This window comes from Dysosmobacter welbionis (genome assembly GCF_005121165.3).
Classification (GTDB): domain Bacteria; phylum Bacillota; class Clostridia; order Oscillospirales; family Oscillospiraceae; genus Oscillibacter; species Oscillibacter welbionis.
Genome location: NZ_CP034413.3, coordinates 2,943,893 through 2,957,161, shown reverse-complemented (window position 1 = coordinate 2,957,161; position 13,269 = coordinate 2,943,893). Strand labels below are relative to the sequence as shown.

The window sequence follows — 13,269 nt, the reverse complement described above, 5'->3', positions numbered from 1 at the left end:
ATGGCACGAGCCGCATCGGCACCGAAGAAGGAGATTTCTATGGAGGAAGCTCTGTGGAAGTCCGCAGATAAACTCCGTGGTTCTGTTGAGCCAGCGGAATACAAACACGTCGTTCTCAGTCTCTTCTTTTTGAAGTTTGCCAGCGATAAGTTTGAGGCACAAAGGAAAGCTATTTCTGAAAAATACGGTGAGAAGTTTGTTGACAATGTTGCCTTCTACACGAAGGACAACGTGTTCTTCCTGCCTGAGATCAGCCGTTGGTCTTTCATTATGGAGAATGCGAAACAGGATGACATTGCGCTGAAAATCGACACCGCCCTCTATACGATTGAGAAAGCGAATCCCGCACTGAAAGGCGCACTGCCGGACAACTACTACTCACGTCTTCACATCGACACAGCAAAGCTGGCATCACTGCTGGACGAGATTGATAAGATCAACACCGGCGATAAAGAGAATGACATTATCGGACGAGTCTACGAATACTTCCTGAGTAAGTTTGCACTTGCAGAAGGCAAAGGTAAGGGCGAGTTCTATACGCCGAAGTGCATTGTCAATTTGATTGCGGAAATGATCGAGCCGTATGACGGTATTCTCTATGACCCTTGCTGCGGTTCTGGCGGTATGTTCGTGCAGTCAATGAAGTTCGTGGAGGCACATCACGGCAACAAGAAGAAGGTCTCTATCTATGGTCAGGAATATACAAACACGACGTACAAGCTGTGCAAAATGAATCTGGCTATTCGCGGCATCTCTGCAAACCTCGGAGAAATGGCAGCGAACACTTTCACCAATGACCAGCACAAGGACCTCAAGGCAGATTACATTATGGCAAACCCGCCTTTTAATCAGAAAGAATGGCGTGGTGATAATGAGCTGATTGATGATCCGCGCTGGGACGGCTATGAAGTTCCGCCCACGAGTAATGCAAACTATGGCTGGATTCTGAATATTGTTTCAAAGCTCTCTCAAAACGGTGTTGCCGGTTTCCTGCTTGCAAACGGCGCACTGTCTGACGATGGCACAGAGCTGAAAATCCGCCGTCAGCTCATCGAGAACAATCTCGTCGAAGCAATCATCATCCTTCCCCGCAACCTCTTCTACACCACCGACATCAGCGTTACGCTTTGGATTCTAAACAAGAATAAAAAGGCTCGTGTGGTTGAAGAAAACGGAGAGGTAAAACGCTTCCGTAACCGTGAGCGCGAGATCCTTTTCATGGACTTGCGGCAAATGGGAAGCCCCTATGAAAAGAAGTACATTGAACTGACAGAAGAAGACCGTGCGAAGGTCACGAGCGTCTACCACGCATGGCAGCAGGAAGGTTATGAAGAAACTTATCAGAATGTGCCTGAATTTTGTTACAGCGCATCCTTCGATGAGGTTGCAGAAAAGGGCTTTACCCTTGTTCCGAGCCGTTACATCGAGTTTGTAAATCGTGATGAGAACATCGACTTTGATACGAAAATGAAGACGCTGCAAAGTGAGCTTCGTGATCTGCTTGTTGCAGAAGAGAAGTCGAAGGCTGACCTGTTGACCGTGTTTAAGGAGCTGGGCTATGAAATCGAATTATGAACCCCTTGGTAAACATATTCAGCTTGTTGATTATCGGAACTCCGAGGAAGTCACCAGCACTGTTCTTGGCATAAGCATCGACAAAGAGTTTATGCCTTCCGTCGCAAATGTAATTGGCACAGATTTGAGCCGGTATAAGCTAATCAGCAAGGGATTGTTTGCCTGTAACCCAATGCACGTTGGGCGCGATGAGCGTCTTCCGATTGCACTCTATGAGAAAGACAGCCCCGCAATAGTTTCTCCGGCGTATTTCATGTTTGAGATTATTGACCGCGATGTCTTAAATGAAGAGTATTTGATGATGTGGCTTCGTAGACCGGAGTTTGACCGTGAATGCTGGTTCATGACGGACGGCAGTGTTCGAGGCGGAATTTCATGGGACGATCTTTGCCGTATAAAGCTCCCTGTTTCCTCCTATGCGAGACAATGTGAGATCGTTGGGTCCTACCGTGCAATTACCGACCGCATTGCTTTGAAGAGAGCGGAAAATGATAATTTAGTGGAACTCTGCAAAACAGAGTTCATGCGGACGTTTGCTACCCATCCCGAATATCGTGACGAGCAGAGTGATTGGTTCTCACAACCCTTGGGAAAATCATTGTCCCGCGTTGCAATGGGACCTTTCGGCTCTAATATTAAAACTGACTGCTTTGTTGATCGTGGTGTTCCAGTGTTAAACGGAGATAACATCTCTGGCTACTTGCTTTCTGAACGATCATTCCGATATGTCGAGGAAGAAAAAGCAAACCAGCTAAAAAATTCGATAGCCTTCTCTGGTGATATTGTGATCACTCATCGTGGAACGCTGGGGCAAGTTGCACTTGTTCCGGACAAAACGAAATTCGACAGGTATGTCATTTCCCAAAGTCAGTTTTTACTTACTTGTGACCAGCGTGCGCTATTACCTGAGTATGTTCTCTTCTACTTTCACACTGATGCCGGGCGCAGAAAATTACTCGCAAATGATAACACAACCGGCGTTCCATCAATCGCAAAGCCCACAAGTTATATCAAAGCATTACACATTCCCATTCCGCCGATTGAATTGCAGCAAAATTGGGCTGTGTTGGTGAGTGCAACTCTTGCTGCCGTTGCTGACAATAATCTTGAGATAGAAAAACTTACAGGTTTCGCACAGACCTTGCTTTCAGGGTTAAGCCGCTAAATTATCATTTACCGTCCATTACTCTCACCAGTGGCGAGAGTTTTACCCTAAGAACTGCCACTGAAAAGTCGTTCTCTGAGAATAATCAAAGGAGACACGACAATGAAAAAACAACTGATTCAAGAAGTGCAGCGACAGATGCTTCCGTATCTGAACAATGCACAGTTAAAACAGCTTCAAGGCGTCCTTGAGGGGGTACTGAGTGGCGTAGAGCTAAGTCACAGCGCGGGCATGGAAGAAAGCGCAAAGGTCGATACGGTTGCCTGTTTTATCAACGCAAAACGCATTGAAGGCTGCTCAGAAAAAACCTTGAGCTATTACCGTCAGACAATTGTGTCAATGTTGTCCGGCATTGAAAAAGAGCCTCAAGAGATTGTAACTGAGGACTTGCGGAAGTACCTAACAGTGTATCAGATGAGCCGGAAGTCAAGCAAGGTCACGATAGATAACATCCGCCGCATCCTATCCAGCTACTTTTCGTGGCTTGAAGATGAGGATTACATCGTAAAAAGCCCGGTACGCCGGATCCACAAGGTGAAAACGGCAAAGGTGATCAAGGAAACCTATACCGACGAGGCATTGGAAATCATGCGGGACAACTGCTGCAATGTCCGCGATCTTGCGATGATAGACCTTCTTGCGTCCTCTGGAATGCGTGTTGGTGAGATGGTTGCCCTTAACCGCGATGACATCAACTTCAATGAACGGGAATGCGTTGTTTTCGGAAAAGGAAGTAAGGAACGGATCGTTTATTTCGATGCCAGGACAAAAATCCATCTCCAAAACTATCTGGAAAGCCGCACAGACACCTGTTCAGCGTTGTTTGTCTCGCTGACCGCACCGCATGACCGTTTGCAGATTGGCGGCGTAGAAAGACGGCTTCGAGATTTGGGAAAAAGGCTGAATCTGCCTCGTGTCCACCCACATAAGTTCCGAAGAACATTGGCAACATCAGCCATAGATAAAGGAATGCCCATAGAGCAAGTCCAGCAGCTCTTAGGGCATCAGAAGATCGACACGACCATGCACTATGCTATGGTTAAACAGCAAAATGTCAAGCTGGCACACAGAAAATACATAGGGTGAGGTGTCACGATGAAAGAAAGATATAGGCTGCTTGGAAATTTCATTCGCCAAGTCGATGTCAGGAACACAGACGGAAAAGAGGAAAACCTTTTAGGTGTTTCCGTCCAAAAGATGTTCATTCCCTCCATTGCAAACACGGTTGGTACCGACTTTACGAAATACAAGGTAGTCAAACGGGGGCAGTTTACCTACATTCCAGATACTTCTCGGCGTGGAGACAAAATTGGTATCGCTCTTCTGACGGATTATGATGAGGGGCTTGTCAGCAATATCTATACCGTTTTTGAAGTGAAAGATGAAAACGAGTTACTACCCGAATACCTAATGCTCTGGTTCAGCAGACCGGAGTTTGATCGTTACGCACGTTTTAAGTCTCACGGCAGCGTCCGGGAAATAATGGACTGGGATGAAATGTGCAAGGTAGAGCTACCTGTCCCCTCTATTGACAAACAGCGCAGCATTGTGAAGGCGTACCAGACCATTACGGAGCGGATCGATCTAAAGCGGCGGATAAATGATAATTTAGCGGCTTAATCGGACAGTTTTGCAAGGAGAACGGATCGAAGCTCATTAAGTTTCTGGATTTCCATTGTATTTGCTTCAATTTGCTCGTCCAAAGCGTTCATTTTCTTCTGAAAATCACTGATCACCTTGGTCGGAGGGACAAGGATTTTCATAGATTGGATGTTGTACATAGGCAACTTTGCTTGAACCGCACCGACTGTCAGAAGGTCAATCTCCTTAATTTGCTTTTTATAGCAAAGTGTGTAATAGAGATAGTCGGAAGTAACCGTATGAATACCTGCGAGTTTAACGCAGTTTTCAGTAAGGTTTGCTTTGTCAAGAGAGGAATGAATCTTGCCGAGCAATCCGATTGTACCAACAATCGAAATGACAATATCTCCGGTGTTTACTATATATCGTGAGATGGCTTGATGCGTTTCTTCATCAATATATTGGAATTGGTCTGTGAGACAGACATAGCGACTTCCGCCAACATCACGAACACGAATATAAGGGTGTTCTGTTGGATCATCAAGTAATTCACAGTCGGCAGGAAGGCGTTTGCCACCTTTGACTGTACAGAGGCTATCCAAACTGACAATGCTATAACCTTCGGGAAGCTTGTCACACCCATAGTAAGAAGAAAATTGATCTTGGAATACTGCTTGTGCAGTTGCTTCTAAATTATCATTTACCTACGAAGGGAGGAATGAAAATGGACAAGGAAACGCTGATCAAAATTGCCGAGGAACTTCATCATGGAGCTTTTGACGCAAATGCCTATTACCTCATATTGCAGCAGTATCGCAAAAACCAGCGCGAATATGCGGAAGAAATGAAGATGTCACCAGCGTTCTATCAAACGATCCACGGAGCTTTGATGAAAGCCTGTTTTATGGAGATCGCCAAACTGTATGATAGCTCAAATGGCGTCGTGTCCATTGGAACCCTCCTTGCAAAATGCGCGGAAAATCAAGACCTATTTCCTGAATACAGAGAAACAATGACCGTAGAGCATGATGGAACAGCGTTTTCCTATCAAATCCCGTACCAGCATCAGCTCAAGCCACAAGAAGAGCGATTTTTCAAGGCTCAGGTTGAATCTGACAGGACACTCTTTGCGATATTTAACATTCCGGATGCAGAGAATGCTCCGGTTCGGGTGGATTTGACTTTTCCTGAGTTTTTAGCCCTGTACCAAAAGCGGTTCTGTGCGCTGAGTAAAAAAAGAGAGGACATCCGAATGCAGAGGAATAAGCTCTATGCCCACAACGATAAACAGCGTATATTGAGCAACGAGAACCTAACGGATCGTCATCCTGTTTTATATCCGGACATACAGGAAATGATAGACTTTGCACTCGATTGTACAGGGCTGATCCTCGGTGTTCTCACAGACGTAAACCGTGCAACGCAATACTCAAACATTGATGACTGGGAAGGTACACTCATGCTGGCACGTCTGGGTTTGAAGTATCAGGAGTACGACTTCCAGCAAAGTGAAAAAGCCTTTGAAGCAGAAATGCAGAGGCAGTTAGGGGGAAATGATAATGGCGAACTTCAATGAGCATTCTCTTGAAATGTCCATCATGGAGCTTTTTCAGGATGAAGGTTATATTTATCTGAATGGAGAACAGATCCACCGTGAACGTTCTGAGGTCCTGCTTATTGATGATTTGCGGAAGTACCTCCTGGACAGATACGCCGCAGATGGACTTACCCCCAGCGAAGTTGATAGCATCATCCTTCGCCTGAGGTCTATTTCCGGTACGATCTACGAAGCAAACAAAGCAGTCTGCAAAATGATTTGTGACGGCTTCATCTTCAACCGTGAGGATCACACAAAGAAAGACATTTACATTGAGCTGATTGACTTTGATGAGCCAGAGAAAAACGTGTTCAAGATCGTCAATCAATTTGAAATTGAAGGCATCAACAACCAGCTACGCATACCGGACGGGATTGTCTTCATCAACGGCATTCCTGTTGTTGTGCTTGAGTTCAAGAGCGCAGTCAAAGAAAACACAACGATCATGGACGCCTATACTCAGCTTACCGTGCGTTATCGCCGTGATATTCCTGAACTCTTCAAGTATAACGCCTTCATCGTCATAAGCGATGGTGCAAATAATAAATACGGTTCCTTCTTCTCCCCGTATGACTTCTTCTATGCGTGGAGAAAGATTGAAGCTGACGATAAGGAATTGGACGGCATCAATTCCCTTGTAACTATGGTGAGCGGACTGTTCCGCAAAGAACGGCTTTTGGCAGTCATCAAGGATTTTGTCTATTTCCCTGATAGCTCGGACAAAGACCTCAAAATCGTCTGCCGCTATCCTCAGTATTTTGCTGCGGTCAAGCTGTTTGAGAATATCAAGGCACATCTCAGACCGGAGGGGGACGGCAAGGGCGGCACATACTTCGGCGCGACAGGCTGCGGAAAAAGCTATACTATGCTCTTCCTCACAAGAATGCTTATGAAGAGTACCTTCTTCCATAGCCCTACAATCCTGATTATTACCGACCGAACGGATTTGGATGACCAGCTCTCAAAGCAGTTTGTAGCATCCAAGAAGTACATTGGTGACGAAACCGTTGTGAGCATTGATTCCCGCGAAAAGCTGCGTCAGGAACTTCAAGGCAGGACAAGCGGAGGGGTGTACATGACCACCATCCAAAAGTTCACCGAGGACTTGGAGCTTCTGACGGATAGAGCGAATGTGATCTGCATATCCGATGAAGCACACCGTAGTCAGATAAACCTCGATCAGAAAGTCAAGGTCACTGCCGAAGGTGTAGAGCGAAGCTATGGATTCGCAAAGTACCTACACGATTCTCTCCCCAATGCTACCTATGTCGGTTTCACCGGCACGCCCGTAGATGGCACGATTGAAGTCTTCGGTCCGGTTGTCGATGCCTACACAATGACAGAGGCGGTCAAAGACGGTATCACAGTCAACCTTGTCTACGACGGACGCGCTGCACGGGTCACTCTTGATCAGGCAAAGGTTCGGGAAATTGAAGATTATTATGACCGCTGTGCTGTTGAAGGCGCAAATGAGCATCAGATTGAGGAAAGCCAGAAGGCGGTTGCTCATATTGATGCGATCATCGGTGATCCTGACCGACTTCACGCAGTTGCGGAGGACTTCATTAACCACTATGAGACCCGCGTTGCCGAAGGAGCTACCGTTGCAGGAAAAGCAATGTTTGTCTGCTCTAATCGCAAGATTGCATACGCTTTTTATCAGATTATAGTTGGAATGAGACCGGAATGGGCAGAGAAAAAGGTTTGCCCTGACGGGGTTCAACTGACGGAAAAAGAGAAAAAGGAACTCAAACCCATCGAGAAGATCAAGCTCATCATGACGCGAAATAAAGATGATGAGCCTGAACTATATGAAATGCTGGGAACGAAAGACGATCGCAAGGAGTTTGACCGTCAGTTTAAGAACGTTAAATCAAACTTCAAAATTGCCATCGTTGTTGATATGTGGCTTACCGGCTTCGACGTACCGGCACTCGACACAATCTACATCGACAAGCCCATCCAGCAGCACAGCCTTATCCAGACGATTTCCCGCGTCAACCGCGTCTATACCGGCAAGGACAAGGGCTTGATCGTGGACTACATCGGCATTAAGAAAAACATGAATCTCGCCCTCAAGAAATACACCAACTTTGAGAGCGATGAGTTTGAAGGCGTCGAGCAGTCTATCACGATTGTTAAAGACCAGCTCGATGTCTTAGCTCAGATGTTCCACAACTTCAATAGCACGGATTACTTCAACGGCTCACCGAAAGAGCAGCTTGCTTGCCTCAATCGGGCTGTTGAGTATGTACAGCTCACAGAAGATTTGGAAACTCGCTTTATGGCGGCAGTCAAACGCATGAAACAAGCGTTCAACCTATGCAGTTCAAGTGAGGCTATCTCTGATAAAGAAAAGGACTATCTGCACTTCTACTGTGCTGTGCGCTCTATTCTTTTCAAACTCACAAAGGGTGATGCCCCTGACATTTCACAAATGAATGCCCGTGTCCGTGAACTTCTTGAAGGTGCAATTCAATCTGATGGTATAGAGGAACTGTTTGAGACGGGGAAGCACATCTCTGTTGATATTTTCAGTGACGAGTATCTGGATAAGATCAATGCAATCCAACTTCCAAACACAAAGATAAAGGTGTTGCAGAGGCTTCTTTCTCAAGCGATTGATGAGTATAAAAAAGTCAACCGCATTATGGGCATGGAGTTCTCAGACCGCCTCAAGCGGGTTGTTGATGAGTACAACAATCGCCGTCGTGATGAGGCTTTTGCTAATGAAGTTCTTGACGATGTGGCGGAGCAGCTTGCGAAGCTCCTTGAAGAACTCAAAAAGGAAAAAGACTCCTTCAAGGGCATGGGAATTGACTACGAGGAAAAAGCCTTTTATGACATTCTCAAGGCGGTTGCCAAGAAGTATGAGTTCGAGTACCCGGACGATAAGATGATTGAATTGTCAAAGCGGATTAAGATTATTGTCGATGACAAAGCTAAATACACCGACTGGTCTACCCGTGATGACATTAAGGCAAATCTGCAAGTTGACCTCATACTGCTACTGGATGAATTTGACTATCCCCCGTAACCATTGATGATGTCTACAAGGAGGTTCTGGAACAAGCTGAAAACTTCAAAAAGTACGCTCAATAACCCACGTTCCATCGAAAGGAGTAGATCATGGGCAATTCAGTCATGTTGAATGGCGTCGAATATGCCGGAGAGCAGATTGCTTATAAAGACAGCACCTATGAGCTTGTGTCAAAGGTAGCCTACCTGATCGGCGTCCCGCTTCGTATTTTCCAAAATGAACACGAGCCGCCGAAGATAGAGATATACAACCGGCTTGAGCAAGATAAGAACGCCCGCATTATCCGCAATCTCTGTATCATCCGCACCGCCATTGAGCGCAATTATCGGAAAATAAATGACATCATGCGGATGGAATACCGTGGGCTGCTTTCAATGCCAGAGATCATCCCGGCTTCCAGTATGCAGCAGCTTTCGAATGATGGAATCAGCTTTATAAAAAAGTCGAGTACAAAGCTCTGCCACCACATTATCGAGATCAACCGGCTGATTTCAGACCGCATTAACAACTGCAAAAGCCTCTTTCCAATCTGGATTAACTGGGCGTACATAAAAGAGCTGTTCATTATGCCAAACGGTTTGACAGAGGACGGAACGAAAGATGCTGCGGACATCTATTACGCAAGTCTCTCCTACTACCCCTATCAAATGTACATCAACTGGGTACCGATGGACGAGGGCAATGTCCTCTATAATGATAAGAAGTTTGCTACCCTGCTTTATCAATGGCATTGCGACGCCTTCACGGAATACAGTAAAGTCTCCGATGCAGGGGCTTTTGTAAAAAACAATATCTACGACTTCATAGATGACAGTGAGAAGACCGTATTGGTAGTGGACTGCGAAAACTCTGACCCGTACAAGCTGTGCGCCACGCTCAAAAACCTTGATTATGAGGTCATGCAGAAAATTACGGCGATCATTCTCTTTGATGACGTACATACCGCTACGGCATGGCGGATTCTTGAAAACTACACCCGCATCCCCGTTGAACATATCATGATTGAGCGGATCAAGCAGAACAAATCACTGGTAGACATCAAGCTCACCGCAAGAGCCTGTCAGGAACACTACCAGAAGCAAGTGGATTCCTTCGTCATCGTCTCAAGCGATTCCGACTACTGGGGGCTGATCTCTTCTTTACCGGACGCCAGATTCCTTGTCATGATTGAGCGGGAAAAATGCGGACCGGATATGAAGGCGGCACTTGCAGAATCTGGGATATTCTACTGCTATCTGGATGACTTCTACTCCGGCAACAGCGAGGACATCAAGAAAAACGCACTGTTCAAGGAGATGTACCGCTGGATTGACAACTCCGTTCACCTGAATGTCAACGATATGTTTGATGCAGCTCTGCGAAACACGAGGATCGAAATGTCTCCCGCAGAGCGGCGGCAGTTCTATGAGAAGCACATCAGGCACATGACGCTGACCATCGACGAGAACGGAAACGTCAGCATTGAGCTGAAACGCAGATAGCCTTGGTTTCTATTCCGGGAGGAATGTGGATGGATAATAGATTTTATTTTGGATTCAATACATCGGAGGAACGGAAAAAGCGCAGAAAAGCAGAGCTGTACTCCATGAGTGAGCAAGTCAGCACCTTCTTTTGGGATGAAGCCCCGCAGCATGGCTTGGAAATGCGTGAAGGGCAGCAGGATATGTCCTTTGAGATTGTGGACGCCCTCATAAACGATCAGCACTTTGCGATTGAAGCTGGCGTGGGCATTGGCAAGTCCTTTGGCTATCTTGTGCCGGTGCTGCTGTACAGCAAACGCATGAACAAGCCGGTTATCATTGCAACCTCGACCATCGCGCTTCAAGAACAGCTCTGGCGTGATGTCCACGCAGTAATGCCCCTTCTTGGGCTGAACAGAGATGTCATCCTCGCAAAAGGACAGACCCATTATCTCTGCAACAAACGCGCAGATGAATATATGTGTGATCCGAAAGCAGACCCACCGGACGCGCTTAAAGAAGGAATCAAGCAAAAGTATGAGGAACGCAAGGATTTCCCGGAGGTTTTGCCGCAAGGCGTCTGGGACAAGGTAAACGTGCAGCGGTTCAGCATGAAGAATTGTGGCTCCTGTGAAAAGAAGTGCAAGTATTACAAGGTCCGCGCAGCATTAAAGTATACGGAGGGCGTTGTTCTGTGCAATCAGGACTTTCTCACCCAGCATCTCATGAAGCTCCGGCGCGGTCAGGACGGGCTGATTAACGCCGCCGCTGATCTGCTTGTCGTGGATGAAGCGCACAACTTAGATGATAAGGTGCGTAGTGCTACAACGGAACGTTTCGGACAGGGTATGCTCTTTGGGATGATCAAGAGTGCATTCTATGAGCTGCGGTCCTCTGACCAGAGCAGTGTGTCCGGTGAAAAGCGAGAGGCAGAGAGCGCGATCATCGCCTTCTATAACTGCCTGAAAGCGCAAGTCCAAAAGCAGATCAACGAGGCAGAACAGGATATGCGCTATGCTGACCGCTTTTTCTTCGACCAAAACGGCAGTGCGGTTGAGCTGCTTACCGAGATGAACGCCGCCATACATAACCTTTCGTCCAGCATTCAGATTTATTCCAGCATGGATTTCAGAAACAACCGTTCCTTTGCTGCCTCTGACGATCTGGATGCGGTCAGCGAGTCCCTTTCGGAGCTTCTTGACCGGATAGATGATATGTTGATCTGGATTGAGCAGCGCGGTAGTAACACGGAGCTTGTCTATTGCCCTAAAAACACAAGGGAAATTGTTAGCCGCCTATACTTCAATGGTGATGAAAGAACCATCTTGACCTCTGCCACGCTGACGAACGCCACGAGCGGGTCTCTGGAAGAACAGTATTCCTACTTTATCAGCAATACCGGCTTTCCGGTTGGTGAACGCGGCTGCTTATCCGAACCGAAGCCTTCCCCATATCCATACGATGAACACGCCATGATCTACTACTGCGACGATCTCCCGCATCCGACCAAGGAACACGAAGCCTTCATTGAAAAGGGCGTGGAGCGGCTGCTTGAGATCCTGAACATTTCCAACGGGAAGGCACTCGTGCTGTTTACGGCGAAGACCGACATGGAAGAGGTCTACTCCATTCTCAGTGAGAAAAATCTTCCGTACAAAATCCTGATGCAACAGCCGGGATCGTCGCAGGACAAGGTGCTGAATGAGTTTAAGGAAGATACGAACTCCGTGCTTCTGGGGACGGGCGCATATTGGGAAGGTATCAGCATTGAAGGAAAAAGCCTTTCCAATGTGATCATTTTCCGGCTTCCGTTCCCTGTCCCCGATCCAATTATCGAGTATAAGTGTTCCGTCGCAAAGGACGCTCTGATGGATGTCCGCGTTCCCGAAATGATTATCAAGCTCAAGCAAGGTATCGGGCGATTGATCCGCAATTTCACAGACACCGGCATTGTCTGCATTATCGACCGAAGACTGCGGGACGAGCCGCCGGAACGCTATCATGACATTACATGGGACTCACTGCCTATCAAAAATCGGACAAGCAGTTTGGACGAACTGAGGAAGTTTTACGAAGGTCTGCCCTCAGCCAAGGAATGATGATACAAACGGCAGTCTCTTCGGAAACATAGAGCAGCCCCCCCCAAAAAAACGACAATCAGAAAACGGAGGTGTATCATGTTGTACAATGAAAATCTGCACGAAGAAGAACAACATCTGATCCAGCAGATTGCCGAGCAAACAGAGAGAGGAAAAATCGACTGGGAACTGACGGAGTATAATCCGCTGTCCTTTCTGAATGAGGACAAGATAGACAAAAACCCAGCAGTAATCTGTCAGTCCTTCTCCTTTGAAGCGATCATCGGCGGATCCCGTTACGAACTTGATGTCATGGAGAATATTGATGTGCCGTCCGGTATGGGAGACTACACCATAACCTTGACGCGGGATGAAATCGAAAATTATCTAAAAATTGAGGATGCGCTTTCCTTTGACTGTGACCGCTATGAATGCACACCGGAGGAAGTCGCAGAGCGATTTACGGACAGCCCCATTGTCCGTCTCTGCAACGCCATCATTCCTGCCACGCTTGGGCAGGAGGATTTAGAAGAGGTCTTCACATGGGCAAGGTTTTTCAACGAGACTGGCATTTCTGCAAAGCTGATGAATCATCCGCTGACCAAGCTTTGTGAAAAGCTGTTCGACGAACACCGTCTGATGGACTTCCATCGCTGCGTCTTGGATGTGGACTATCGAAAGCTGCTCCTAAATGAACTGGCTCATAACTAAGACACGGAAAAACGCCCCCGACACTGTGCCAGACGCACAGTGCCGGGGGCGTTCCCGTTTCC

10 protein-coding genes are annotated in these 13,269 nt (G+C 47.0%); 9 read left to right on the top strand and 1 reads right to left on the bottom strand.

All coding sequences use genetic code 11. The annotated features are described in order from the left end of the window. From EIO64_RS15440 to EIO64_RS15425, 4 genes are all read left to right on the top strand, one after another. Positions 1-1,575, top strand: coding sequence for a type I restriction-modification system subunit M (locus tag EIO64_RS15440; RefSeq protein WP_136891593.1), 1,575 nt, complete (start codon positions 1-3; stop codon positions 1,573-1,575). After that, entirely contained in the window at positions 1,559-2,740 is a 1,182-nt protein-coding gene (locus tag EIO64_RS15435; RefSeq protein ID WP_136891592.1) for a restriction endonuclease subunit S, read from the top strand. Before EIO64_RS15440 ends, EIO64_RS15435 begins: the two co-directional genes overlap by 17 nt. A gap of 102 nt (positions 2,741-2,842) precedes the next feature. Then, positions 2,843-3,826 carry a site-specific tyrosine recombinase/integron integrase gene (gene xerA, locus EIO64_RS15430; protein ID WP_136891591.1) on the top strand — a complete coding sequence of 328 codons (984 nt, stop codon included), beginning with the start codon at positions 2,843-2,845 and terminating at the stop codon, positions 3,824-3,826. Between the two features lie 9 nt (positions 3,827-3,835). After that, complete coding sequence (locus EIO64_RS15425) at positions 3,836-4,360, top strand: restriction endonuclease subunit S (protein WP_136891590.1); 525 nt, start codon at positions 3,836-3,838, stop codon at positions 4,358-4,360. Here the strand turns inward: EIO64_RS15425 and EIO64_RS15420 are convergent. After that, positions 4,357-4,923: a restriction endonuclease subunit S gene (locus EIO64_RS15420; RefSeq protein ID WP_158629812.1), complete on the bottom strand. Its 567-nt coding sequence runs from the start codon at positions 4,921-4,923 to the stop codon at positions 4,357-4,359. The genes EIO64_RS15425 and EIO64_RS15420 overlap by 4 nt on opposite strands. Positions 4,924-5,045: 122 nt before the next feature. Between EIO64_RS15420 and EIO64_RS15415 the strand changes: the two genes are divergently transcribed. From EIO64_RS15415 to EIO64_RS15395, 5 genes are all read left to right on the top strand, one after another. Continuing rightward, positions 5,046-5,897 (top strand): AbiU2 domain-containing protein, encoded by an 852-nt coding sequence (locus tag EIO64_RS15415; protein WP_136891588.1) that lies wholly within the window; start codon positions 5,046-5,048, stop codon positions 5,895-5,897. Continuing rightward, the gene (locus EIO64_RS15410) at positions 5,881-8,955 is read left to right on the top strand and encodes a type I restriction endonuclease subunit R (RefSeq protein ID WP_249390706.1); all 3,075 of its coding nucleotides are present in this window, start codon (positions 5,881-5,883) and stop codon (positions 8,953-8,955) included. The genes EIO64_RS15415 and EIO64_RS15410 overlap by 17 nt, the downstream gene beginning before the upstream one ends. A 92-nt stretch (positions 8,956-9,047) precedes the next feature. Further along, on the top strand, positions 9,048-10,439 hold the full coding sequence (locus EIO64_RS15405) for an NYN domain-containing protein (protein WP_136891587.1): 1,392 nt from the start codon (positions 9,048-9,050) through the stop codon (positions 10,437-10,439). Positions 10,440-10,468: 29 nt separating this feature from the next. Continuing rightward, positions 10,469-12,517 (top strand): ATP-dependent DNA helicase, encoded by a 2,049-nt coding sequence (locus EIO64_RS15400; protein WP_071430951.1) that lies wholly within the window; start codon positions 10,469-10,471, stop codon positions 12,515-12,517. Between the two features lie 78 nt (positions 12,518-12,595). Next, positions 12,596-13,207 (top strand): hypothetical protein, encoded by a 612-nt coding sequence (locus EIO64_RS15395; RefSeq protein WP_071430953.1) that lies wholly within the window; start codon positions 12,596-12,598, stop codon positions 13,205-13,207. The last annotated feature ends 62 nt before the right edge of the window (positions 13,208-13,269 follow it).

Bases quoted from the DNA above. Each gene is read 5' to 3' on its own strand.
- EIO64_RS15395 (WP_071430953.1), top strand. From the start codon at position 12,596: ATGTTGTACAATGAAAATCTGCACGAAGAAGAACAACATCTGATCCAG.
- EIO64_RS15410 (WP_249390706.1), top strand. From the start codon at position 5,881: ATGGCGAACTTCAATGAGCATTCTCTTGAAATGTCCATCATGGAGCTT.
- EIO64_RS15440 (WP_136891593.1), top strand. From the start codon at position 1: ATGGCACGAGCCGCATCGGCACCGAAGAAGGAGATTTCTATGGAGGAA.
- EIO64_RS15425 (WP_136891590.1), top strand. From the start codon at position 3,836: ATGAAAGAAAGATATAGGCTGCTTGGAAATTTCATTCGCCAAGTCGAT.
- EIO64_RS15400 (WP_071430951.1), top strand. From the start codon at position 10,469: ATGGATAATAGATTTTATTTTGGATTCAATACATCGGAGGAACGGAAA.
- EIO64_RS15415 (WP_136891588.1), top strand. From the start codon at position 5,046: ATGGACAAGGAAACGCTGATCAAAATTGCCGAGGAACTTCATCATGGA.
- EIO64_RS15435 (WP_136891592.1), top strand. From the start codon at position 1,559: ATGAAATCGAATTATGAACCCCTTGGTAAACATATTCAGCTTGTTGAT.
- xerA (WP_136891591.1), top strand. From the start codon at position 2,843: ATGAAAAAACAACTGATTCAAGAAGTGCAGCGACAGATGCTTCCGTAT.
- EIO64_RS15405 (WP_136891587.1), top strand. From the start codon at position 9,048: ATGGGCAATTCAGTCATGTTGAATGGCGTCGAATATGCCGGAGAGCAG.